Genomic DNA, 22,144 nt, shown 5'->3' with positions numbered 1-22,144 from the left:
TCAGCCGCCGTGGTTCTCGGCCGTGGGCAGGTGCTTGCCCCACCAGCGCAGCACGTGCTCGAAGCGCTCGATGCGGTGGCGCGGCTGGCCCGAGCGGGTGAGCTCGTGGTTCTCGCCCGGGAAGAGCAGCAGCGCCGTCTCGACGCCCTGCCGCTTGAGCGCGGCCCAGTACCGCTGCGCCTGCTCGGGCGGGCAGCGCCAGTCCTGCTCGGAGTGGACCACGAGCGTCGGGGTGCGCACGTCGCCGACGCGCGCCATCGGGCTCTGCGCACGCATCGCATCCGGATCGGTGCCGGTGTACTCGCCGCCGAAGAACCAGCCGATGTCGCTCGTGCCCATGAACGACTCGGGGTCGAGGAAGCCCCGCTCGACGATCGCCGCCGCGAAGCGGTGGTCGTGCGCGATCGTCCACGCCGTGAGGTAGCCGCCGTACGAGCCGCCCATGATGCCGAGGCGCTCGCGGTCGAGCTCGGGGTGCGCGTCGAGCGCGCCGTCGAGGAAGTCGAGCACGTCGGTCAGGTCGACGGTGCCCATCGCCTGCTTGATCGCGACGCCGTGCTCGCGGCCGTAGCCGGCCGAGCCGCGCGGGTTGCACTGCACGACGGCGTAGCCCGCGGCGACCGCGACCTGCGCCTCGTCGAAGACGCCGACGCCGTACTGCGCGAAGGGCCCGCCGTGGATGTTGAGGAGCACGGGATGCGGTCCCTCGCCCTCCGGCACCCAGACCCAGCCGTGCACCGGGCGGCCGTCGCGGCCGGTGATGTCGTGCTCGGTCGGCAGCACGACGCCCGCCTCGGCGAGCCGCGCGCCGAAGTCGGTGATGACGCGCACGCCGTGCTCGTCGAGCACGGCGACCTCGCCGGCCGACGTCGGCGTCACGACGGTCGCGACGGTGACGCCGTCGCCGACGCCGTGGCCGACGACCTCGAGGTCGCCGCCGATGAGCTCGCGCGAGCCGCCGCCCGTGACGTGCACGAGCCGGTTGCGGCCGCGCGTGCGCTCCTGCACGAGGACGCCGTCGTGGACGACCGTCGCGTGGCTGCCCTGCTCGCCGAGGTCGACCGACTCGCCGTCGGTCACCTCCTCGGGGTGCGCGCCCGGGTGCTCGAGCACGAACAGCTGCGTGCTGCGGGCGACGAAGTCGCGACCGCTCTCGCCCATGTGCTGCGCGAGCAGCACGAAGCCGCCGTCGGGCGTCGGGCGCACCTCGCCGACCGAGAGCCCGGCGCGCGAGGAGAGGATCGTGTGGGGCTCGCCGTGCGCGGTCGCGGCGTCGAACTCCACGATGGCGTTCACGAGGTCGTCGTCGCGCGAGTCGTGCCGCGTGGTCACGCACAGCACGCGCTCGCCGTCGACGGAGAACACCGGCGCCGAGTGGTCGAAGTCGCCGTGGCTCAGCTGGGTCGCGTCGGGCGCGAACGGGACGTCGTCGTGCGTCTCGGCCGTGTCGTGCGGGTGCGGGGCCCGGTCGTAGCGCGGCTCGCCATCGAGGTCGGGCAGCGCGGCGACGAAGACGTGCGAGCGGCGGCCGACGAGGCTCCCGACGCCGTTCGCGAGGTTGCGGTTGCGCGTGATGAGGCGCGGCGACTCCTGCGCTGCGCCGAGTCCCTCGACGCTCCCATAGCGGCCGGGCTCGACGACCGTCGCGGTGAAGGCGATGCGGCCGCCGTCCGGCGAGACCGCGAACTCGCGCACGCCGCCCGGCTGCGCGGTCGCCTGCACGGGCTCGCCGCCGTCCGCGCGCATCGCCCAGACCTGCGGCTTGTCCTTGGCGTCATCGCGGAGGAAGAGCACGGTCGCGCCGTCCGGCGTCAGCTGCGGCTCGCGGTCGGCGACGCCGACCGTGAGTCGGCGCCGCGCGCCGTCGGCGAGCGAGACGCGCCAGAGCTGCCCGACGTTGCGGTTCGCGCGCACGCTCGGCCGGCTCGCGGCGACGATCGCCCACTCGCCGCTCGGGTGCACCGCCGGGCGCGAGAGCGAGACGAGGTGCTCGATGTCCTCGGCGCGCATCAGCCCCGCACCCCCTCGGCGTCGCCGAAGCCGGAGACGTCGCCGACGAGCCTCGTGCTGTCGGCGGGCACGGGCTCGACCGCGGCGAGCGCGACCTCCCGCGCGAACTCGTCGACGTCGTAGAGGCGACCGGCCTCCTCGCGCCGGCTCGCGATCGCGCCGGGGTTCGCGCGCTCGAGGAGCGTCGCGGTGATCGTGCCCTCGATCATGTCGCCCGAGACGACGACGAGCTCGATGCCGCGCTCGGCGAGCGACGGGATCCGCTCGCGCAGCGCGTCCTCCCCCGCTCGCTTCGAGCGGGCGACGGGCTCGTACTCGGGCATCGTCGGGGTCGTGCGGATGAAGTGCGCCTGGTGGCTCGTGACGAACACCACTCGGGCCCCGTCGCGCAGCACCGGGAGCGCCGCCTCGAGCAGGCCGACCTGCGCGTCGCGGTTGAGCCGCATGGCGTAGTCCTCGCCCATGCCGCTCTCCATGCCCCCGGATGCGTTCATGACGAGGATGTCGAGGCCCCCGAAGCGCTCGCGCGCGGCCTCGAACATCGATGCGACGCCCTCGGGGTCGGTGAGGTCTGCCTGCACGACGAGCGCCTGGACGCCGTGCGCCTCGGCTGCGGCGGCGACCTTCTCGGCGCGCGGCGCCTTCGCGCGGTAGTTCACGACGACGTCGGCACCCGCGGCGGCGAGCAGCTGGACGGTCGAGGCGCCGATGCCGCGGCTCGATCCGGTGACGAGGGCCGTGCGGCCGGTGAGCGAGCCCGGCGCGAGCGGCGCGGTCTCCTCTCCGGCGGGATCGGGATTCGTCGCGTCGGCATTCGGCACAGGGATCTCCTTCGTTCGAGTCGACACTACTGGGCGCTCCGTTCCGCTCGTGCGCGCCTCGAGCGGTTCCAGCGCCCGCTCAATATGCTGGGCGCGTGGACCTTGCCCAGTACGCGTGGATCGTGTGGCTCGTCGTCGCGCTCATCTGCTTCATCATCGAGATGGTCACGCTCGAGTTCACGTTCCTCATGATCGGCATGGCCTCGATCGGGGGCCTCGTCTCGAGCATCACCGGGCTGCCCGTCTGGGCGCAGGTGCTCATCGCCGCCGCCGCGGCGCTGCTGCTGCTGCTGCTCGTGCGGCCCAAGCTGCTGCAGCGCCTGCACGAGTCGGGCGAGCTCAACCTGCAGGGCGTCGACGCCCTCCTGGGCATGGCCGGCGAGGTCACGCGCACGTTCGTGCGCGGCGCCGGCGAGGTCACGCTCTCGAACGGCGACGTGTGGACCGCGCGCCTCTCCCCCGCGGTGCAGCCGCGGGATCCCGACGTCGGCGAGCGCATCGTCGTCACCGCCATCGAGGGGGCGACCGCCATCATCGTCCCCGCCCAGCGATAACCGCCCGACAACCAAGGAGCCCCCATGCCGATCGACGGTGGATTCATCCTCAACGCCTTCCTGCTCGTGCTCGTCGCGCTCATCGTCCTGTTCGTGCTCGTCACGCTCTTCCGGTCGATCCGCATCATCAAGCAGGGCTTCACGGGCGTGGTCGAGCGGCTCGGCCGCTTCCACCGCGTGCTGCAGCCGGGCCTCAACTTCCTCGTGCCGTTCATCGACCGGGTGTCGTACTCGGTCGACATGCGCGAGCAGGTCCGCTCCTTCCCGCCGCAGCCCGTGATCACCGAGGACAACCTGGTCGTCTCGATCGACACCGTCGTCTACTTCCAGGTGACCGACGCGCGCGCCGCGACCTACGAGATCGCCGATTACCTCTCGGCGGTCGAGCAGCTCACGACCACGACGCTCCGCAACGTCGTCGGCGGCATGAACCTCGAGGAGGCGCTCACGAGCCGCGACACGATCAACGGCCAGCTGCGCAACGTGCTCGACCAGGCGACCGGCAAGTGGGGCCTGCGCGTCGGCCGCGTCGAGCTCAAGGCGATCGACCCGCCCCACTCGATCCAGGACTCGATGGAGAAGCAGATGCGCGCCGAGCGCGACCGCCGCGCCGCGATCCTCACCGCCGAGGGCTCGAAGCAGTCGCAGATCCTCGAGGCCGAGGGCCTCCGCCAGTCCGAGATCCTGCGCGCCGAGGGCCAGGCGAAGGCCCAGGTGCTGCGCGCCAAGGGTGACGCCGAGGCACAGGTGCTGCTCGCGAAGGGTGAGTCCGAGGCGATCGAGCGCGTCTTCGCCGCCATCCACGAGGGCGACGCCGACGACAAGCTGCTCGCCTACCAGTACCTCCAGACGCTCCCGAAGCTCGCCGAGGGCGACGCGAACAAGCTCTGGATCATCCCGTCGGAGCTGACGGATGCGCTGCAGGGCGTCGGGCGCGGATTCTTCGAGGGGCGCGCGCAGGTGCCGTTCCAGAAGGGCCCGTCGAAGCACGACGGCGAGACCGCCGAGCCGTCGATCCTCGACGAGACCTTCCAGGCCGACTCCGTGAGCGACGTCGAGGTCCCCTCGATCGCCGAGACGCTGCAGGCGAGCGGCATCGACCCGCAGGGCGCCGGCTCGACCGACACCGTCTCCTCGTCGACGTCGCTCGCCGACGAGACGCCGAGCACCGACTACAGCGAGGCGGTCGAGGCCGCCCGCCAGGCGGCCAACGAGGTGCCGGATGCGGAGCCCGGTGCCCAGAGCGGCGTCGACGACGCGAACGACGGCAGGGCACCGCAGGCGTGACGCGCCGACACCCGTGAGCGGCTACCTCGACCCGCGACCGCCGCGCGTGCTCGCGCACCGCGGCCTCGCGCTCGAGGCGCCCGAGAACACGATGTCGGCGTTCATCGCCGCGGTCGACGCGGGGGCGCGGTTCCTCGAGACGGATGTGCATGCGACGGCCGACGGCGTCGCCGTGATCGCGCACGACCCCTCGCTCGACCGCGTCGCCGGGCGCGACGTCGAGATCGAGCAGACGCTGTTCCGGGACCTGCAGCGCATCGACCTCGGCCAGGGCGAGCACGTGCCGGGGCTGCGCGAGGCCCTGCTCGCGCTGCCGGATGCGCGCTGGAACATCGACTTGAAGACGGATGCGTCGGTCGTCCCCGCGGTGCGCGCGGTCGTCGAGGCCAAGGCGACCGACCGCGTGCTGCTCACCTCGTTCTCGGAGCGCCGGCGCCGCCAGGCGGCGGAGCTCGTGCCGGGCGTCGCGACGAGCGCGGCGCAGTCGATGGTCGCGAAGGCGATCGTCGCGCAGCGGCTCGGGCTCGCGGGGCGGCTGCGCCGGATCCTCGCCCCCGTCGTCGCCCTGCAGGTGCCGCGGCGGCATCGCGGCGTCGAGATCGTCACCGCGCGCAGCGTGCGCGCCTTCCAGGCCGCGGGCGTCGAGGTGCACGTGTGGACGATCAACGACGAGGCCGAGATGCGGGAGCTGCTCGAGCTCGGCGTCGACGGCATCGTCACCGACCGCTGCGACCTCGCGCTGCCGCTCCTCCCCCGCTGATCGGGCGCTCGGGCGTCAGCGCGGCGGCTTCGGCAGCGCCCGGACGCCCGAGAGCGACCACTTCGTGACCGCGCCGACGGTGCCGAGCTCGTCGCCGAGCCGCATCTTCGAGCTGCCGGTCGCGCGCTCGATGAAGTGGATCGGCACCTCGGCGATCGTGCCCCCCGCTTGCGCGACGCGCACCGCCATCGCGACCTGGAACGCGTAGGCGTCGACCTGGATCGCGTCGAGGTCGATCTTCTCGAGGATCCGGGTGCGGTACACGCGCAGCGAGCTCGTGAGGTCCTGCACGCCGGTCTGCAGCATGCTGCGCGCGTAGACGTTGCCGATGCGCGCGGCGAGCCGGCGGCGCATCCCCATGTTGCGCACGTCGCTGCCCTCGACGAACCGGGAGCCGATCACGAGGTCGACCCCATCGGCCGACACCCCGAGGAGCGCGGGCAGGTCGTCGGCGTCGTAGGAGCCGTCGGCGTCGGTGATGACGACTCGCGTGGCTCCGCGCGACATCGCGAAGCGCATCCCCTCGATCACCGCGGAGCGGTAGCCGCGCTCGGTGCGGTGCACGACCATCGTGCCGGCGTCGCGCTTCGAGAGGCTGTCGGCGAGCTCGCCGGTGCCGTCGGGGCTGCCGTCGTCGACGATGACGAGCTCGGCGTGCGGCACCGATTGCCGCAAGCGGCCGACGGTGCGCTCGAGGCCGTCGATCTCGTTGTAGGTCGGCACGACGATCATGACGTCAGGCATGCGGCCTCCTCGCTGCTGTCCGGTTCGCGACCCCGAGGCCCACGAGCGCGAGCCCGGCGCCGATGATGAGCGCGAGGTCGATCCATGCTCCCAGACGGATGCCCGGGGTGACGGTCGTCGACAGCGGCAGCTCCTCGAGCATCGTGCCGGGCTCGTACTGCCGCAGCCGGTCGATCTCGGCGCCGTCGGGGCCGATCATCGCGCTCGTGCCCACCGTCGAGATGTTGACGAGCGCGCGACCCGCCTCGACCGCGCGCAGCTGCGCGATCGCGAGCTGCTGCACGTTCTCGGCCGAGCCCTCGCCGAAGTCGGCGTTGTTCGTCGGCGCGAGGATGATCTCTGCACCGTGCTCGAGCACCATCTCGCGCGCGAGGTGGTCGTCGATGATGTCGAAGCAGATCGCGAGGCCCGCGGTCGTGCCCGCGACGTCGAAGGCGTTCGGGCTCGACGGGTCGATCGAGTAGTCGCGCGGGATGTACTGCAGGAAGCCGAGCGCCTCGAGGATGGGCTCGAAGAATCCCCGCGCCGGCAGGTACTCCGCGAAGGGCACGGGGTGGCGCTTGCGGTACTCGGCGACCGCGCCCCGACCGGGCTCGACCTGGATGAGCGCGTTGTAGGTGTCGTCGCCGTCGCGCGTGATCGTGCCGGTCACGAGCGGCGCGTCGAAGCGCTCGGTCACGCGGTCGAGGGCCGCCATGGTCGCGGGCGTCTCATCGGCGTACCACTCTGCGGCGTTCTCGGGCCAGACGAGCAGGTCGAGCTGCTCGCCCTCGAGCCCGCGCGTCGCGTCGAGGTGCTGCTCGAGGATCTGACCGGGCACGCGCGGGGCGAGCAGCCCCGCCTCGCTGTCGCCCTGCACGGCACCGACGCGGATGCTCCCGGTCGCCTCGACGGGGAAGCCCGGGATCGCGACGAGCAGGATGAGCGCGGCGGCGGCGATCGTGAGCCGTCGGCGGAGGATCGTGCGGTGGTGCAGCACGAGCTGCACGAGCAGCGCCGACGCCGCGGCGATGAGGAACGTGAGGCCTGAGAAGCCCACCCAGCTCGTCGTGTCGGCGAGCGGGCTCGCGGCCTGCGAGTGCGCGAGCCTGCCCCAGGCGAAGCCGCCCCACGGCACGCTCGACGAGAGCGACTCGCGCGCCGTCCAGACGGCGCCGAGCACCAGCGGCATGGCGGCGAACGCGCCGAGCGGCCCCTGCATGCGCGGCTCGCCCCATCGCCACGCGAGCGCGAGCGCGATGCCGCCGAGCCCCCACCACGCCGCCATCCACGCCGTGAGCGCCACGAGCGGCACGAGGCCCAGATAGACGGTGATCCACTGGATGTGGAGCAGGAAGAAGATCGCGCCGGTCGTGAAGCCGAGACCGAAGGCGGCGCCGAGCGACCGACCGCGCAGGGCGACGATCGCGAGGCCGACGGCCGGCACGACGAGCGGCCACCAGCCGAACGGCTGGAAGGCGAAGGGCATGATCGCGCCGGCTCCGATCGCGGCCGCCCACGCGTAGGCGAGCGGGAGCGGAGCGCGCGAGCGTGAGCGGCGCGCGGCCGCGGTCGCCGCCCTCGTCGCGGTCACAGCGCCGACCCCGACGCCTCGACGACACCGCGGCGGATCCGCTCGACCGCCTCGTCGGCCGTGCGGCGCAAGCGCTTCGGCGCGACGTGCGCGAGCTGCTCGAGCACGTCGATCGTCTGCTTCGTCCAGCGCACGAAGTCGCCCGCGGCGAGCTCGGTGTCGCGCAGCACGCCCTCGAGCGGGTAGCCGCGCGCCCAGCGGTGCATCGCGAGCGTCAGGCCCGTCTGCAGCGGGTCCGAACCGGGCAGCCGGTGCGACTGCTCGAGGTCGTCGAGCTGCGCCCAGAGCCGCTGCGTCGCGTCGAGCGCCTCGACGAACGGGCCCTTCGGCAGCATCCGCTCGGGCAGCATGCCCTCGTCGCGGCGGCCCTCGAAGACGAGCGCGCTCGCCATCGCCGCGAGCGCCGGCGCGTCGAGCTGCGACCACAGCCCGCGACGCAGGCTCTCCGCCGTCAGCAGGTCGCGCTCCCCGTAGATGCGGCGCAGCACCTCGCCGGCTTGCGTGACGCGCTCGCCGTCGTCGGTGTGCTCGATGTAGCCGAGCTCGCGGAGGATCTCGGTGATGCGATCGAAGGCCTGCGCGATCTGGCCGGTGCGGCGATCGATCTGCCGCTCGGCCTTCTCGATGTCGCGGCGCAGCCGCCAGTAGCGCTCGCCCCAGCGCGCGTGCTGCTCGCGCTCGGGGCACGCGTGGCACGGGTGCGCGCGCAAGCGCCGCCGCACGCCCTGCAGCTGCCGCTGCAGCCGCTCGTGCTCGCCGTGGCTCAACCCGGCGCGCGCGGCGTCGCGCTCGAGGTCGCTCACCTCGCGCCGCAGCGCCGCGTACTCCGAGAAGTCGCCGAGGTGGCACCGCATCGACTCCTCGTAGCCCGCGAGGCTCGCGCGCTGGTCGACGACCCGGCGCGCGAGCTGCACGACCGAGCGATCCGCCTGGAACTGCGCGAACGAGGTCTCGAGCACCTCGCGCGTGCCGGCGACGCCGAGCCGGTCGACGAGGTTGACGGCCATGTTGTAGGTCGGCCGGAAGCTCGAGTGCAGCGGGTAGGTGCGGCGGGAGGCGAGCGAGGCGACCTCGACCGGCTGCAGCTTGCCGTTCCAGATGACGACCGCGTGGCCCTCGGTGTCGATGCCGCGGCGGCCGGCGCGGCCGGTGAGCTGCGTGTACTCCCCCGGCGTGATGCGCACGCGCGCCTCGCCGTTGAACTTCTCGAGCTGCTCGAGCACGACGGTGCGCGCGGGCATGTTGATGCCGAGCGCGAGCGTCTCGGTCGCGAAGACGACCTTGAGCAAGCGCGCGCGGAAGAGCTCTTCCACGACCTCCTTGAAGACCGGCAGCAGGCCGGCGTGGTGCGCCGCGACGCCGCGCTCGAGCCCGTCGAGCCAGTCCCAGTAGCCGAGCACCGCGAGGTCGGCGTCGTCGAGCAAGCGGGTGCGCTCGTCGACGATCGCGCGGATCTCGGCGCGGTCCTCCGGCGTCGTGAGCCGCACGCCGCCGGAGACGACCTGCTGCACCGCCGCGTCGCAGCCGGCCCTCGAGAAGATGAAGTCGATCGCCGGCAGCATCTCGCGGTCGTCGAGCATCGCGATGAGCGCGACCCGGTCGACGCGCGCGGGGAAGCCGCCGCCCCGCGGTGGCCGCTGGCCGCCCTTCGGCGGGCGGCGCGAGCGGTAGCGGTTGTGGCCGCCACGATCCCGGTGCCCGTGCGCGGCGGAGTCGGCGAGGTCGGTGCCGCGCGCGAGCTCGACGAGCTCGCGGCCGGGCCGGTGCGTCTCCTCGCCCGCCTTCGAGTCGAAGAGGTCGACGAGGCGGCCGCGGATGTGCACGTGCGCGTCGAGCGGCACGGGTCGGTGCTCGCTCACGATCACGCGCGTGTCGCCCCGCACGGCGTCGAGCCACGCGCCGAACTCCTCGGCGTTCGAGACCGTCGCCGAGAGCGAGACGAGCCGCACGTGCCGCGGCAGGTGGATGATGACCTCTTCCCACACGGGCCCGCGGAACCGGTCCGCGAGGTAGTGCACCTCATCCATCACGACGTACTCGAGCTCCGAGAGGTTCCGGCCCTCGTAGAGCATGTTGCGCAGCACCTCGGTCGTCATGACGACGATGCGGGCGTCGCCGTTGATCGACGTGTCGCCGGTGAGGAGACCGACGGATGCGTGCCCGTAGACCTCGGTGAGCTCGCGGTGCTTCTGGTTCGACAGCGCCTTCATCGGCGTCGTGTAGAAGACGCGGCCCGTGGGCGCCTCCATCGTGATGCGGATGGCGAACTCGGCGACGACGGTCTTGCCCGCGCCGGTCGGGGCGGCGACGAGCACGCTCGAGCCGGCTTCGATCGCCTCGCACGCCTCGCGCTGGAACGGGTCGAGCCCGAACGGCATCGCGCGCGCGAACGCCTCGGTCGCGGCGCTCACGCGGCTGCTCCGCTCGCCCCGGTCGCCGCGAGCGCGGACTCGCGCTTCGCTCGCCGGCGGTCGACGAGGAGCGCGATGCCCGCGGCGGCGAAGTACAGCACGACCATCGGCACGGCGATGATGAACATGCTGAGCACCTCTCCGGCGGGGGTGACGAAGGCGCCGAAGAGGGTCGCGGCGAGCACGGCCCAGCGCCAGCCCTTGATGATCGCCGCGCCGCTCAGCACGCCCGCGAGGTTGAGGAAGACGACGATGACCGGCAGCACGTACGAGACCCCGACGGCGAAGACGAGCTTGAGCGAGAAGTCCCAGTAGTCGGATGCGCCGAGGAACGCGGTGAAGCCGTCGGGCGTGAAGCCGACGAAGAGGCGGATGATGCGCGGCAGCACGAACCAGCCGGTCGCGCAGCCGCCGATGAAGAGCGGCACCGCCGCGGCGATGAAGCCGAGCACGTAGCGCCGCTCGATGCCGCGCAGCGCCGGGACGACGAAGGCGAGCAGCTGCCAGATCCAGATCGGGCTCGAGAGGATGAGGCCGAGGAAGAACGCGATCCGCATCTGCACGTCGAGCGCCTGGGTGATGTTCGTCACGTTGAGCTCGACCGGCAGGCCGGCTGCCTGCAAGTCGTCGAGGGGCGCGCTCAGCAGCTGCAGGAGCGGCGCGGCGAGGAAGAAGCCGCCGATCGCGGCGACGACGAAGGCGACGCCGGAGATGAGGAAGCGCCGCTTGAACTCGCGCAGGTGCCCGGCCAGGCGCATGGTGGCCTCCGGGTTCGACTGGCGCCCCTTGCGGGCCATGCGCTACTTCCGGTCGGAGCTGGAGGCCTGGTCGTCGGTTTCGGAGGACGCGGGTGCGTCGGTGCCGTCGCCCTTGACCTCCTTCTTCAGGATGTTGACCGACTGGCCGAGGCTGCGCGCGAGCGCCGGGAGCTTCGAGGCGCCGAAGATGAGCACGACGATGATGAGGATGATCCACCAATGCGATGCCGCATTGTTGAAGAAACCGGGCATGATCGTCCTCCGCGCTCGTCCGACTCCTCTATCCTACCGGTCCGCCGCCGACCCGTCCCCCAGGGCTGCCGCAGCGAATCGCTGCATCGACCGCCGCAGGCTCGCGGGCGCGACGATCTCGGCGTCGCCGCCGCACGCCGCGACCGCGCTCAGCACGCTCGCCTCGCTCCACAGCTCGATGTCGAGCCGTACGCGGTCGCCGTCGACCGAGACGGGCTCGCTCGTGGCGTAGTCGGCGAGCAGCGCCGCGGCCGCGCGCGTCGCGACGATCTGGGCCGTGCCCGAGACGGGGCGCTCGAGCGCGGGCATCGACTCGGGCCACGGCAGCTCGGTGCCCTCGATCGACTCGACGCGGTCGAGCCGGAAGGTGCGCGCGTCCTGGCGGTCGAGGTCGAACCCGCGCACGAACACCTGGCCCTCGCGCAGCTCGAGGCGCGTGGGGGCGACGCGGCGCTGCTGCGAGCCCTCGCCGGGCTTGCGGTAGTCGATCGAGAGCACGGTGCGCGCGCGGATGGCGTCGCGCACGAGCTGCGCGGCGCGCGGCACCTCGAGGCGGTCGACGGCGACGGTGTCGGCCCCGCGAGAGGCGGCACCGCGCAGCTTCGCCTGCAGCGCCTCGACGCGCTCGGGAGCCGCGTCGGTGTAGCCGGCGACGAGTGAGAGCCCAGCGATGAGCGCGCTCGCCTCGCGGGGCGAGAGGCGCACGGTCTCGTCCTCGAAGGCTGGCCGCATCGTCACCGAGATGACGTCCTGCTGCTCGAAGGCGTCGAAGTCGATGTCGAAGCGGATGAAGTCGCCCGCGCCGTCAGGCACGCCCGACATGAACACGCGCCGCACGGCCTCCCGGATTCGCTCCTCGTCGACGCCGAAGTGCGCAGCCGCCTCGGCGACGGTGACCGAGCCGGATGCGGTGACGTACTGGATGAGGGAGAGCAGCAGCCCGATCCCCCGCTCCACGCGCGACGCGCTCATGCGTCCTCCCCCGGGTCGGCGTGCGCGTCCCGCACGCGCTCGAGCCGCGCCCGCACGAGCGCGCGCTGCTCCTCGGGCCAGACGACCTGCACGTCGGCGCCGAACGCCGCGAGCTCGTCGGCGAGCAGGTGCCGATCGGCGTGGTGCACGACGAGCAGCCCGTCCTCCTCGACCGTGCCCCGCCGGTGGCGGAGCCGGATGTCGGCGTCGCTGCCCGGCACGGCGAGCACGCCGACCGACGCGCCCGCCCAGATCTCCTCGAGCTTCGCGAGCGCTCCGCTCGCGGCATCCGCCGGCACCTCGAACGGCGTGCGCGCAGCGCGGTCCTTCACGGGCGACACGATGCGCTGCATGAGGAACGTGCGCGAGTCCTCGGCGCCGAGGTCGAAGCCCACGAGCATCCAGCGCCCGCGGAACAGCACGGTCGCCCACGGCTGCACCGTGCGCGTGCGCGGCGCGCGCTCGCCGGGCTTGAGGTAGTCGAAGACGACCTCGCGGCCGCGGTCGGCGGCGCGCTTGAGCGCCTGGAACGCGCGCTCGCGCGGGCGCTGCCGTGGCAGCAGCAGCTCGGCGACCGCCGGCTCCTCGGTGCGGCCGGGCGTGCGCTCGAGCGGCAGCCCGCCCCGGAACTCCGGATCGGCGCGCAGCTTGAGGGCCGCGCGCTGGGCCTCATCGGTGAGCCCGCCCTCGTGCCACACGCGCAGCGCGAGGTCGAGCAGCTCGCGCTCGTCGGCGTCGAACTGCAGCTCGGCGGGGTCGCCGAGCACGCCGTCGAGCACACGGTAGCGCGCCTGCTGGTTGCTGTCGTCGCCCGGGGGCTGCACCACGTCGATGACGATGCCGTGCTCGCGCAGCGCGTCCTTGTCGCGCTCGAACATGCGCTCGAGCGCGTCGCCGGGCGCCTGGCCCTGGTAGCCGGCGACGCGCTCGAAGAGCTCGTGCTTCGTGAAGCCGGCGCGCGCGTCGACGAGCGCGAGCAGCAGGGAGAACTGCCGCTCCTCAGCCTCGATCCTCGCCATCAGCGCGCGAGCCTCACTCGGCGGGGTCGACCCGGTCGAGGATGTCGATGACGAACAGCAGGTGCTCGCCCTCGCCGATCGACGCGGGCCGCGTGGCCGGGTCGTCGTAGCCGAGCTCCTGCGGGATCGAGACGACGACCTGGCTGCCGACCGGCTGACCGACGACCGCGTCGACGAAGCCCGGGATGAGGTTCGCGTCGGAGATCGTCATCTCGGTGGGGGTGCCCTTCTCCCACGACGAGTCGAAGACCTCCTCGGTCTCCCAGATGATGCCCGTGTAGTGCAGCAGCACGGTGTCGCCCTCGGCGACCTCGGGGCCGGTGCCCTCGATGCTCTGCATGACGGTGAGCTCGGCCGGTGCGGGCGAGCCGGGGAAGGTGACGCCCGGCTGGCCGTTGGGCGCGAGCGCGATCGCGGGCATGCCCTGCTGGCCCGGGCGCGGGTTGCCCTCGGCGCGGCCGGGCCGCACGTCGCTCACGCCGAGCACGACGACAGCGGTGTCGGCCGGCGCGATGTCCATCGACTCCGACGCGGCGCCCGGGCCGAAGAGCTCGGCGATCGTGGTCGTGAGCACGACGTGACCGCCCGGGGCGGCGCAGTCGACGGCCTGCGCGAGCACCGACTCGCCGCCGACGCTCACGCGCAGGGGGTTGGCTGCCCCGCCGGCTGCGCCGGCGGCGTAGGAGCTCGAGATGAGCTCGCCCGTCTTGCCCGAGTACACGACGTAGTTCGTGTCGACCGTGTCGCCGTCGGCCGCGCGCTCGCCCTCGCCGCCGAGTACTTGCGCCTGGTTGCCGTCGGTCACGAGCGGCACCTGGAAGCTCGCCTCCGGGGCCTCGCCCGACGTGTCGACCGAGACCTCGCCGGTCGCGGCGCCCGGCTGCAGCAGCGGCTCGCAGCCGTCGAGGCCGCCGGCGGGCGCCTGGCACGCGGTGAGGCCGGCAGCTGCCACGAGCAGCGCGGCGATCGAGAGGGGGCGAGTGCGCACGGCGAAGCCTTTCGAGGTTTGTGAATCGGCGTCAGTCTAGCGGCGGGGCGGCGTCCGACCCCGCCTCGCCGTCGCCGAGGATCGCCTCGGCCTGGCGCTTCGCGTCGCGGACCGCGCGGCGCATCCGCTTGTCGCTCGGCGTGCGGTCGCCGAGCGCGCCCGGCGTCCACGCCTCGATGTCGGCCTCGGCGAAGTCGGCCTTCGCAGCCCGGCGGCGGAACGAGGGCAGCTCGACGCCGTCCGCGACGCGTCGTGCCGTCATCAGGAAGCCGGTGTGCGCGACCATGCGGTGGTCGGGCCGCACGGCGAGGCCCTCGACGTGCCAGCCGCGCACGAGCGTCTCGGAAGAGACGGGTGCCGTGAAGCGGCCGTCGGCACGGATCGCCTCGACGGTGCGCGAGAGCTGCGTCACGGTCGCGACGTAGGCGAGCACGAGGCCGCCGGGGCGGAGGGCGCGAGCGGTCGCGTCGACGCACTCCCACGGCGCGAGCATGTCGAGCAGCACGCGGTCGGCCTCGCCGTCGCCGACGTGCTCGGGCAGCTCCTCGGCGAGGTCGCCGAGCACCGTCTCCCAGTTCGCGGGTCGCTCGCCGAAGAAGCCGGCGACGTTCGCCTCGGCGACCTCGCGGAACTCCTCGCGCCGCTCGAACGAGACGAGCCTGCCGGTGCCGTGGAGGGCGCGCAGCAGCCAGAGCGAGAGCGCGCCGGAGCCGACGCCCGCCTCCACGACCGTGAGGTCGGGGTGGATGTCGGCGAAGCCGAGGATGTGGGCCGCATCCTTCGGGTAGATGATCGCGGCGCCGCGGGGCATCGACATGACGTAGTCGTGCAGGAGGGGGCGGATCGCGAGGTACGGCGCCTCACCGACGTGCACGAGCGAGCCGTCGTCGAGCCCGATGAAGGACTCGTGCGCGAGCGCGCCGTGCTGCGTGTGGAACTGCTTGCCCTCGGTGAGCACGATCGTGTTGAGGCGCTGCTTCGGGCCGGTCAGCTGCACGACGTCGCCCCACTGGAAGGGGCCGGTCCTGCCCATCACGCGCGGGCCTCGGCGATCGCGGCGGCGAGGTCGGCGGGCGTGCGCCCGGCGAGCGAGGGCCAGTGCACGAGCCCGGGCACGCCGTGCAGGTCGACCGCGTGCGGCACGCCGATCGTGACGAGACCGGCAGCGAGGGCGCTCGCCGCGCCGGTGCGCGAGTCCTCGATCGCGACGGCGTCCTCGGCGGCGACGCCGAGCAGCTCGAGCCCGAGGCGGTAGGGCTCGGGGTCGGGCTTGCCGCGCTCGCACTCGTCGCCCGCGACGGTGGCGTCGAACGGCGGGCCGCCGAGCGAGCGCGCGAACGCCGCCTCGACGCGGTCGACGATCGAGCGCGTCGACATCGTCACGAGCGCGACGGGCACCTGCTCGTCGCGGAGCGCGCCCAGCAGCTCGAGGGCACCCGGTCGGGCGGGCAGGACGTCGTCCATCCACGCGAGCACCTCGCCCACGAGCCGGTCGACGATCTCCTGCTCCCCCATCGGCACGCCGCGCTCGATGAAGTAGCGAGCCCCGTCCCAGAGGTCGGAGCCGACGAGCGCCTCCGCGTCGGCGGCCGTCCACTCGACGCCGTGCTCCTGGGCGAGCCTCGACTCGGCCGCCATCCACGCGGGCTCGGTGTCGACGAGGGTCCCGTCGAGGTCGAACAGCACAGCACCGATCGGTCGCGAGGGGGGTGGGGTCACCGCGCCAGCCTAGCCGGGCGGCATAGAGTGGGCGTCCGACGTGAGGAGGTGCCGCGCGTGGCACGAGGACCCATCGAGGGACGCATCATGGTCGTCGCCTTCGAGGGCTGGACCGACGCAGGCGATGCGGCGAGCACCGCGGTGCGGCGGCTCGTCGAGGCGTGCGAGCTCGAGGCCTTCGACGAGATCGAGCCCGACGAGTACGTCGACTTCGCGATGCACCGACCGGTCGTGCGCACGCTCGACGACGGCACGCGCGCGCTGCAGTGGCCCTCGAGCGTCGCCTACGCGCCGACGCGGCCCTCGGCGCGGAAGGCGCTCGCCGCCGACGCCGGCCTCGACGTCTCGAGCGGCAACGAGGGCGAGGTGTTCGCGCTCGTCGGCGCCGAGCCGAGCCGCAACTGGGCCGCCTACGCGGCGGAGTTCCTCGAGATCGCCCGCGGCTGCGAGGTCGAGGCGATCGTCTTCGTCGGCGCGATGCTCGCCGACGTGCCGCACACGCGTCCGATCGCGACCTCCGTATCGAGCGACAGCCGCGAGCTCCAAGCGCGCCTCGGCGTGCTGCAGAGCGAGTACGAAGGGCCGACGGGCATCATGACGGTGCTCTCCCTCGCCGCGCAGGACGCCGGCATCCAGACCGCCTCGCTCTGGGCATCCGTGCCCCACTACGTGCACAACGCACCGGCGCCCAAGGCGGTCATCGCGCTGCTCGACCGGCTCTCGGAGATGATCGACGTCACGATCCCGCTCGGCGACCTCATCGAGCAGTCGGGCGAGTGGGAGCGCGGCATCGACGAGATCACCGAGCGCGACGACGACATGCGCGCCTACATCGGCAAGCTCGAGGAGCAGCGCGACGCGGTCGAGAGCCCCGAGGCCTCCGGTGAGGCGATCGCGCACGAGTTCGAGCGCTTCCTGCGCGACGAGAACCGCCGACCGCGGCCCGACCCGCAGGGCGACGGCGACCGGCCGGACGACGCGCCGCCGGTCTGACGCCTAGCGCCGCTCGACCGAGCGGAGGTCGATCCCGAGCAGCGCGTCGATCGCGGCGAGGCTGCCGTCGTCGGCGGGCGCGCGCAGCGCGAAGGCGTCGACCGCCTGCAGCGCCGCGGGCGTGTTGAGGTCGTCCTGCAGCGTCACGCGCAGCCACGGCACGACGCTGTCGTCGCGCGAGGGGTCGTCGGCGGGCGTCGCCGCCCACTCGAGCCACCGGTCGAGCCGGGCCTCCGCGGCCTCGAGCTCGCCAGGCATCCACTCCCAGTCGGCGCGCCAGTGGTGGTCGAGCAGCGCGAGCCGGATCGCGGCGGGCCGCGCGCCCTGCTCGCGCAGCCGCGACACGAGCACGAGGTTGCCCCGCGACTTCGACATCTTCTCGCCCTCGAACGCGACGAGGCCCGCGCCCAGGCGCACCTCGCTGAACAGGTCGGCGCCGAGCGCGAGCGCGTGGTGGCCCTGCATCTCCTGGTGCGGGAAGCGCAGGTCGCGGCCGCCCGCCGCGACCGTGAAGGGCGCGCCGAGCTCTGCCATCGCGATGACGGTGCACTCGACGTGCCAGCCGGGCCTGCCGCGGCCGAGCGGCGAGTCCCACGCGGGCTCCCCCGGTCGCTCGGCGCGCCACAGCAGCGGGTCGAGCGGCGAGCGCTTGCCCGGCCGGTCGGGGTCGCCGCCGAACTCGCGCGTGAGCTCGAGCATCTCGGCCTCGTCGGTGCGGCTGCCCGCGCCCATGGGGAACTGCCGCGAGCGGCTCGAGTCGAACAGCACGTCGACGCCCGGGACGCCATCGGCCGGGAGCGTGTAGGCGTCGCCGGTGTCGAGCATCCGCTGCACCGCCTCGGCGATCGGGTCGATGCGCTCGGTGACGGCGACCCACGAGTCGGGCGGCAGCACGCGCAGCGCCGCCATGTCCTCGCGGAAGAGCTGCTGCTGCGCCTCGGCCAGCTCGCGCCAGTCGACCCCGTCGCGCGCCGCGCGCTCGAGCAGCGGGTCGTCGACGTCGGTCGAGTTCATCGCCGTGCGCACCTCGATCCCGGCGTCGAGCCACACGCGCGTGAGGGTGTCGAAGGCGAGGTACGTGAAGGCGTGCCCGAGGTGCGTCGCGTCGTAGGGCGTGATGCCGCACGTGTACATGGATGCGGTGGGCCGGTCGCCCTCGGCCGCGGCGGGCACGAGCGCCCGGCCGTCGCGGCGGACGTCGTGCACGCTCGGGCGCTCCCCCGGGCCGTGGCCGAGCTCGACGAGCGAGGGCACCGCGGGACGCTGCCAGGAGCGCATCAGAGGGCCTCGATCCAGCCGGCCGAGAGGGCGACGAGCAGCACGCCGCCGAGGGCGATGCGGTAGATCACGAACGGCGCGAAGCTGCGGCGCGAGATCCACGCCATGAGCCAGCGGATGACGGCGAGACCGACGACGAAGGCGACGGCGGTCGCGAGGATCGTCGGGCCCCAGCCGAGGCCGATCGACGACGGCTCGGTGAAGGCCTGGTAGGCCTCGTAGAAGCCCGAGCCGAAGACGGCCGGCACCGCGAGGAAGAACGCGTACTTCGCCGCGGCGGGACGCTCGTAGCCGAGCGCGCGGCCCATCGTGACCGTCGCCCCCGAGCGCGAGACGCCCGGGATGAGCGCGAGCACCTGCGCGACGCCGATGAGCAGGCCGTCGCGGTAGGTCGTCGTCTCGAGCGTCTTGACGCGCTTGCCCAGCATGTCGGCGAGGCCGAGGATGACGCCGAACACGATGAGCACGGTCGCGGTGATCCAGAGGCTGCGCAGCTGGTCGCGGATGAGGTCCTGGAAGAGCACGCCCGCGATGACGATCGGCACCGTGCCGATGATGACGAGCCAGCCCATCTTGACGTCGGGGTCGTCCTTCGCGACTGTGCCGCGGAAGGAGCCGAACCACTTCGCGATGATGCGGGAGATGTCGCGCCAGAAGAAGATGACGACCGCGAGCTCGGTGCCGATCTGCGTGATCGCGGTGAACGTCGCGCCGGGATCCTCCGCGCCGGGCAGCAGCTCGCCCGCGATGCGCAAGTGGGCGCTCGACGAGATGGGCAGGAACTCGGTGGCGCCCTGCAGCGCCCCGAGCACGATCGCGATCAGCCAGTCCATGGTCCCCTGGTCGGTAGGCGGGATGTCAGTACGTCAGCAGCAGGTCTTCGAGCACGTCGGTGCCGAAGTCGAGGGCGTCGAGCGGCACCCGCTCGTCGACGCCGTGGAACATCGCGGCGAAGTCGAGATCGGGCGTGAGCCGCAGCGGCGCGAAGCCGTAGCCGGCGATGCCGAGCTCGGCGAGCGACTTGTTGTCGGTGCCGCCCGAGAGCATGTACGGCAGCACCGGCGCCTCGGGGTCGAAGCGGCCGAGCGAGGCGGCCATCGCGTCGACGAGCCCGCCGCCGAAGGGATGCTCGATGCCGATGTCGCCGTGCACGAGCTCGAGCTCGATGTCCTCGCCCACGAGCGCGCGGATGGCGTCGATCGCCTCCCGCTCGCGGCCCGGCAGCGGGCGCACGTCGATGCGCGCCTCAGCGACCGAGGGGATGACGTTGTGCTTGTAGCCGGCCTCGAGCATCGTCGGGTTCGCCGTGTGGCGGAGGCTCGAGCGCAGGAAGCGCGAGACCGTGCCGGTGCGCTCGGCGACCGCGTCGGGATCGTCGTCGTCCACGCCGAGGAGCGCCGCGATGCGCGCGATGAGCTCGCGCGTCGTGGCGGTGAGCTCGACGGGGAACTCGTGCGCGCCGACCGCGGCGACCGCGGCGGCGAGCTTCGTCACCGCGTTGTCGCGCATGTGCTGCGAGCCGTGCGCGGCGGTGCCGCGAGCGCGCAGCAGGATCCACTGCAGCGCCTTCTCGCCCGTCTGCAGGAGGTAGGCGCGGCGGCCGCCGACCTCGATCGAGTAGCCGCCGACCTCGCTGATCGCCTCCGTCGCGCCCTCGAAGAGCTCCGGGTGGTTGCGCACGAGCCACTGGGCGCCGTAGGCGCCGCCCGCCTCCTCGTCGGCGAAGAAGGCGACGACCAGGCCGCGCCGCGGGCGCCCGCCGCTCGCGAGGATGCGCTCGAGCGCGGCGAGGATCATGGCGTCCATCTGCTTCATGTCGACGGCGCCGCGGCCCCACAGCAAGCCGTCGCGGATCTCGCCGGCGAAGGGGTCGACGCTCCACTCGCTCGCGTCCGCGGGCACGACGTCGAGGTGGCCGTGCACGACGAGCCGCGGGAGGCTCGGGTCCTCGCCGTCGATGCGCGCGACGACGCTCGCGCGGCCCGGCGCCGACTCGAAGGTCTCGCTCTCGACGCCCATCGACGCGAGTACCGCGCTCACGTAGGCCGCGGCATCCGCTTCACCGGAGGACCGACCGCCGCCCCAGTTCTGCGTGTCGATGCGGATGAGGTCTCGGGCGAGCTGCACGGTGCGGGAGAGGCCATCGGTCACTGCTCAAGGCTAGCCGCCTGCGGATGCGAAGCCGTGCGAGCCGGGCTCGGCCGCCCGGTGGTCGAGCGAGGGTCTCGGAGCGTGCTAGAGTCATTTCTCGGTCCTGCAAAGGAAACCGACACTCTGCGCGGGTGGCGGAATTGGCAGACGCGCTAGCTTGAGGTGCTAGTGCCCGTATTAGGGCGTGGGGGTTCAAGTCCCCCCTCGCGCACGAGAGAGGCCCGGAGCGATTCGCTCCGGGCCTCTTCCCGTTCCCTGGGTGCAGTCCCCCTCCCGCCGTCCAGCCGGCGCGGCTAGCGTGAGGCCATGGCCTCCATCTTCGACTCCATCCGCCGGGCCGGCTTCCGCCGCGGCCCGCAGCGGATCCTCGCCGGCATCTGCGGCGGCATCGCCGCGAAGACGCACGTCAACGTGTGGATCGTGCGCCTCGTCACGCTGCTGCTGTTCGCGCTGCCGGTCATCGGCTGGGGCCTCTACGCGGTCGTGTGGGTGCTGACGCCGAACCACCGCGGCTCGATCCCGCTCGAGCGCTGGCTCGGGCGGGGCTGACCCGGCTCAGTCACCGCCGGAGGGGCCCGTGTCGTCGCGCTTCCGCTCGCGCCGCAGCATGCTCGCCGGCGCGACCGCCGCGGCGCCGAAGCGGTCGTGCACGGCGTCCATCGCCCGTTCCGCGCTCCCCCAGGTCTCGGTGTCGTCCCACAGCAGCCCGTGATCGGCGGCGTCCTGCACCGAGCTCGCTCGCACGCCGAGGAGCCGCACGGGCGGGAGCTCGCCGAGCGCGTCGAGGAGCGACCACGCCGTCTCGACGAGCACGCGCGTGACGTCGGTCGCCTCCGGCAGCGTGCGCGAGCGCGTGATGGTGCGGAAGTCGTGGAACCGCACGGTGAGCGTCACGGTGCGCGCCTGCACGCCCGCGTCGCGGAGGCGCCGACCGACGCCCGTCGCGAGCCGCAGGATCTCGCCCTGGAGCTCCGTGCGATCGACGACGTCGTGCGAGAACGTGTGGTTGTGGCCGAAGGTCTTCTCGTGACCTCGCTCGCGCACCTCGCGCGGATCCCGCCCCCACGAGAGCTCGTGCAGGTGGCGGCCGGTCGCTTCGCCGAACCACGCCTCGAGCCGCTCGAGGGACGTGCGGGCGACGTCGCCGACGGTGTGGAGCCCGTAGCGCGCGAGGCGCTCCTGCTGCTTCGGCCCCACGCCCCAGATGGCGCTCGCGGGCTGCGGGTGGAGGAAGTCGAGCACGCGCTCGTCGGGCACGACGAGCAGCCCGTCGGGCTTCGCACGACCGGAGGCGAGCTTCGCGACGTGCTTCGTGCTCGCCGCGCCGACGGAGGCGACGAGACCCGTCTCGGCCCGGATGCGCTGCCGGAGCCCCGGTCCGATGCGGTTCGCGCCGCCGGAGAGGCGACGCAAGCCCGCGATGCCGACGAAGGCCTCGTCGATGCCGAGCCGCTCGACGTCGGGCGAGACGTCGTCGAGGATGCCCATCACGTGCTTCGAGAGGCGCGAGTAGAGGTGGAAGTCGGGCTCGAGCACGATCGCGTTCGGGCACAGCCGCAGCGCCCGCCCCATCGGCATCGCGGAGTGCACGCCGTACTTGCGGGCCTCGTAGGTCGCGGCGGTGACGACCGAGCGCGTCGAGTCGTGGCCGATCACGACCGGGAGCCCGACGAGGTCGGGCCTCGCGAGCAGCGACGCCGAGGCGAAGAACGCGTCGAGGTCGACGTGCAGGATCGTCGCGGTCGAGTCGTCGACGTCGGGGCCCGAGACGAGCCGGTTCGACCCATCCTGCTTGCTCACGCATCCATCGTCCCACGCACCGGCGACACGGCTGGGAGACACCGCTCGATCGAC

At 73.1% G+C, this 22,144-nt stretch carries 20 protein-coding genes, 1 tRNA gene and 1 pseudogene; 6 read left to right on the top strand and 16 right to left on the bottom strand.

Going from position 1 to position 22,144, the window contains the following annotated elements; genetic code table 11:
* Both JSQ78_RS02780 and JSQ78_RS02775 read right to left on the bottom strand, forming a co-directional pair.
* On the bottom strand, positions 1–2,010 hold the full coding sequence (locus JSQ78_RS02780; protein WP_211449222.1) for a S9 family peptidase: 2,010 nt from the start codon (positions 2,008–2,010) through the stop codon (positions 1–3).
* Positions 2,010–2,831, bottom strand: coding sequence for an SDR family oxidoreductase (locus tag JSQ78_RS02775; protein WP_211449220.1), 822 nt, complete (start codon positions 2,829–2,831; stop codon positions 2,010–2,012). Before JSQ78_RS02775 ends, JSQ78_RS02780 begins: the two co-directional genes overlap by 1 nt.
* Positions 2,832–2,926: 95 nt before the next feature.
* Here JSQ78_RS02775 and JSQ78_RS02770 point away from each other — a divergent pair, with 95 nt between their 5' ends.
* From JSQ78_RS02770 to JSQ78_RS02760, 3 genes and pseudogenes are all read left to right on the top strand, one after another.
* Entirely contained in the window at positions 2,927–3,385 is a 459-nt protein-coding gene (locus JSQ78_RS02770; protein ID WP_021064840.1) for an NfeD family protein, read from the top strand.
* Between the two features lie 24 nt (positions 3,386–3,409).
* Positions 3,410–4,327 (top strand): annotated as a pseudogene (locus JSQ78_RS02765) (SPFH domain-containing protein); the annotation flags it as partial.
* Between the two features lie 358 nt (positions 4,328–4,685).
* A complete protein-coding gene (locus JSQ78_RS02760; RefSeq protein ID WP_249295842.1) occupies positions 4,686–5,432 on the top strand; it encodes a glycerophosphodiester phosphodiesterase family protein in 747 nt (248 codons plus the stop codon).
* Between the two features lie 15 nt (positions 5,433–5,447).
* Here the strand turns inward: JSQ78_RS02760 and JSQ78_RS02755 are convergent, their stop codons facing one another.
* The 10 genes from JSQ78_RS02755 to JSQ78_RS02710 are packed head-to-tail and all read right to left on the bottom strand — an operon-like array spanning position 5,448 to position 15,868.
* The gene (locus JSQ78_RS02755; protein ID WP_211449216.1) at positions 5,448–6,176 is read right to left on the bottom strand and encodes a glycosyltransferase; all 729 of its coding nucleotides are present in this window, start codon (positions 6,174–6,176) and stop codon (positions 5,448–5,450) included.
* Positions 6,169–7,749: an apolipoprotein N-acyltransferase gene (gene lnt, locus JSQ78_RS02750; protein ID WP_211449213.1), complete on the bottom strand. Its 1,581-nt coding sequence runs from the start codon at positions 7,747–7,749 to the stop codon at positions 6,169–6,171. Before lnt ends, JSQ78_RS02755 begins: the two co-directional genes overlap by 8 nt.
* The gene (locus JSQ78_RS02745; RefSeq protein ID WP_211450472.1) at positions 7,746–10,127 is read right to left on the bottom strand and encodes a DEAD/DEAH box helicase; all 2,382 of its coding nucleotides are present in this window, start codon (positions 10,125–10,127) and stop codon (positions 7,746–7,748) included. The genes lnt and JSQ78_RS02745 overlap by 4 nt, the downstream gene beginning before the upstream one ends.
* Positions 10,128–10,156: 29 nt before the next feature.
* Positions 10,157–10,957, bottom strand: a complete 801-nt coding sequence (gene tatC / locus JSQ78_RS02740; protein WP_249295840.1) for a twin-arginine translocase subunit TatC — start codon at positions 10,955–10,957, stop codon at positions 10,157–10,159.
* 3 nt (positions 10,958–10,960) lie between these two features.
* Positions 10,961–11,170 carry a twin-arginine translocase TatA/TatE family subunit gene (tatA, locus tag JSQ78_RS02735; RefSeq protein ID WP_021064842.1) on the bottom strand — a complete coding sequence of 70 codons (210 nt, stop codon included), beginning with the start codon at positions 11,168–11,170 and terminating at the stop codon, positions 10,961–10,963.
* A 33-nt stretch (positions 11,171–11,203) separates the two neighbouring features.
* Complete coding sequence (locus JSQ78_RS02730; protein ID WP_211449212.1) at positions 11,204–12,142, bottom strand: helix-turn-helix transcriptional regulator; 939 nt, start codon at positions 12,140–12,142, stop codon at positions 11,204–11,206.
* On the bottom strand, positions 12,139–13,161 hold the full coding sequence (locus tag JSQ78_RS02725) for a helix-turn-helix transcriptional regulator (protein ID WP_211449210.1): 1,023 nt from the start codon (positions 13,159–13,161) through the stop codon (positions 12,139–12,141). The genes JSQ78_RS02730 and JSQ78_RS02725 overlap by 4 nt, the downstream gene beginning before the upstream one ends.
* A 13-nt stretch (positions 13,162–13,174) precedes the next feature.
* Positions 13,175–14,149, bottom strand: a complete 975-nt coding sequence (locus JSQ78_RS02720) for an FKBP-type peptidyl-prolyl cis-trans isomerase (RefSeq protein ID WP_211449208.1) — start codon at positions 14,147–14,149, stop codon at positions 13,175–13,177.
* A gap of 31 nt (positions 14,150–14,180) precedes the next feature.
* Complete coding sequence (locus JSQ78_RS02715) at positions 14,181–15,182, bottom strand: tRNA (adenine-N1)-methyltransferase (RefSeq protein ID WP_211450470.1); 1,002 nt, start codon at positions 15,180–15,182, stop codon at positions 14,181–14,183.
* The gene (locus JSQ78_RS02710; RefSeq protein ID WP_211449207.1) at positions 15,182–15,868 is read right to left on the bottom strand and encodes an HAD family hydrolase; all 687 of its coding nucleotides are present in this window, start codon (positions 15,866–15,868) and stop codon (positions 15,182–15,184) included. Before JSQ78_RS02710 ends, JSQ78_RS02715 begins: the two co-directional genes overlap by 1 nt.
* 57 nt (positions 15,869–15,925) lie before the next feature.
* Here JSQ78_RS02710 and JSQ78_RS02705 point away from each other — a divergent pair, with 57 nt between their 5' ends.
* The gene (locus JSQ78_RS02705) at positions 15,926–16,861 is read left to right on the top strand and encodes a PAC2 family protein (protein WP_249295838.1); all 936 of its coding nucleotides are present in this window, start codon (positions 15,926–15,928) and stop codon (positions 16,859–16,861) included.
* A gap of 3 nt (positions 16,862–16,864) precedes the next feature.
* Here the strand turns inward: JSQ78_RS02705 and JSQ78_RS02700 are convergent, their stop codons facing one another.
* The 3 genes from JSQ78_RS02700 to JSQ78_RS02690 are packed head-to-tail and all read right to left on the bottom strand — an operon-like array spanning position 16,865 to position 20,290.
* A complete protein-coding gene (locus tag JSQ78_RS02700) occupies positions 16,865–18,139 on the bottom strand; it encodes a cysteine--1-D-myo-inosityl 2-amino-2-deoxy-alpha-D-glucopyranoside ligase (protein ID WP_211449205.1) in 1,275 nt (424 codons plus the stop codon).
* Entirely contained in the window at positions 18,139–18,972 is an 834-nt protein-coding gene (locus JSQ78_RS02695; RefSeq protein WP_208063100.1) for an undecaprenyl-diphosphate phosphatase, read from the bottom strand. The genes JSQ78_RS02700 and JSQ78_RS02695 overlap by 1 nt, the downstream gene beginning before the upstream one ends.
* A gap of 25 nt (positions 18,973–18,997) precedes the next feature.
* The gene (locus tag JSQ78_RS02690; RefSeq protein ID WP_211449203.1) at positions 18,998–20,290 is read right to left on the bottom strand and encodes a M20/M25/M40 family metallo-hydrolase; all 1,293 of its coding nucleotides are present in this window, start codon (positions 20,288–20,290) and stop codon (positions 18,998–19,000) included.
* A gap of 125 nt (positions 20,291–20,415) precedes the next feature.
* Between JSQ78_RS02690 and JSQ78_RS02685 the strand changes: the two genes are divergently transcribed.
* Positions 20,416–20,501 (top strand) — tRNA-Leu (locus JSQ78_RS02685).
* A gap of 95 nt (positions 20,502–20,596) precedes the next feature.
* On the top strand, positions 20,597–20,839 hold the full coding sequence (locus JSQ78_RS02680) for a PspC domain-containing protein (RefSeq protein WP_211449201.1): 243 nt from the start codon (positions 20,597–20,599) through the stop codon (positions 20,837–20,839).
* A 6-nt stretch (positions 20,840–20,845) separates the two neighbouring features.
* On the opposite strand, the gene dinB is transcribed toward JSQ78_RS02680, so the two are convergent.
* Positions 20,846–22,090: a DNA polymerase IV gene (gene dinB, locus JSQ78_RS02675; RefSeq protein WP_211449199.1), complete on the bottom strand. Its 1,245-nt coding sequence runs from the start codon at positions 22,088–22,090 to the stop codon at positions 20,846–20,848.
* Positions 22,091–22,144: the final 54 nt, after the last annotated feature.

It is taken from the genome of Agrococcus sp. Marseille-Q4369, from assembly GCF_018308945.1.
Taxonomy (GTDB): Bacteria; Actinomycetota; Actinomycetes; order Actinomycetales; family Microbacteriaceae; genus Agrococcus.
Note: the sequence above shows the minus strand (reverse complement) of the source record. Positions and strands in the feature narration are given on the sequence as shown.

Bases quoted from the DNA above. Each gene is read 5' to 3' on its own strand.
- JSQ78_RS02780 (WP_211449222.1), bottom strand. From the start codon at position 2,010: ATGCGCGCCGAGGACATCGAGCACCTCGTCTCGCTCTCGCGCCCGGCG.
- JSQ78_RS02755 (WP_211449216.1), bottom strand. From the start codon at position 6,176: ATGCCTGACGTCATGATCGTCGTGCCGACCTACAACGAGATCGACGGC.
- JSQ78_RS02745 (WP_211450472.1), bottom strand. From the start codon at position 10,127: ATGCCGTTCGGGCTCGACCCGTTCCAGCGCGAGGCGTGCGAGGCGATC.
- tatC (WP_249295840.1), bottom strand. From the start codon at position 10,957: ATGGCCCGCAAGGGGCGCCAGTCGAACCCGGAGGCCACCATGCGCCTG.
- tatA (WP_021064842.1), bottom strand. From the start codon at position 11,170: ATGCCCGGTTTCTTCAACAATGCGGCATCGCATTGGTGGATCATCCTC.
- JSQ78_RS02730 (WP_211449212.1), bottom strand. From the start codon at position 12,142: ATGAGCGCGTCGCGCGTGGAGCGGGGGATCGGGCTGCTGCTCTCCCTC.
- JSQ78_RS02725 (WP_211449210.1), bottom strand. From the start codon at position 13,161: ATGGCGAGGATCGAGGCTGAGGAGCGGCAGTTCTCCCTGCTGCTCGCG.
- JSQ78_RS02715 (WP_211450470.1), bottom strand. From the start codon at position 15,182: ATGGGCAGGACCGGCCCCTTCCAGTGGGGCGACGTCGTGCAGCTGACC.
- JSQ78_RS02700 (WP_211449205.1), bottom strand. From the start codon at position 18,139: ATGCGCTCCTGGCAGCGTCCCGCGGTGCCCTCGCTCGTCGAGCTCGGC.
- JSQ78_RS02695 (WP_208063100.1), bottom strand. From the start codon at position 18,972: ATGGACTGGCTGATCGCGATCGTGCTCGGGGCGCTGCAGGGCGCCACC.
- JSQ78_RS02680 (WP_211449201.1), top strand. From the start codon at position 20,597: ATGGCCTCCATCTTCGACTCCATCCGCCGGGCCGGCTTCCGCCGCGGC.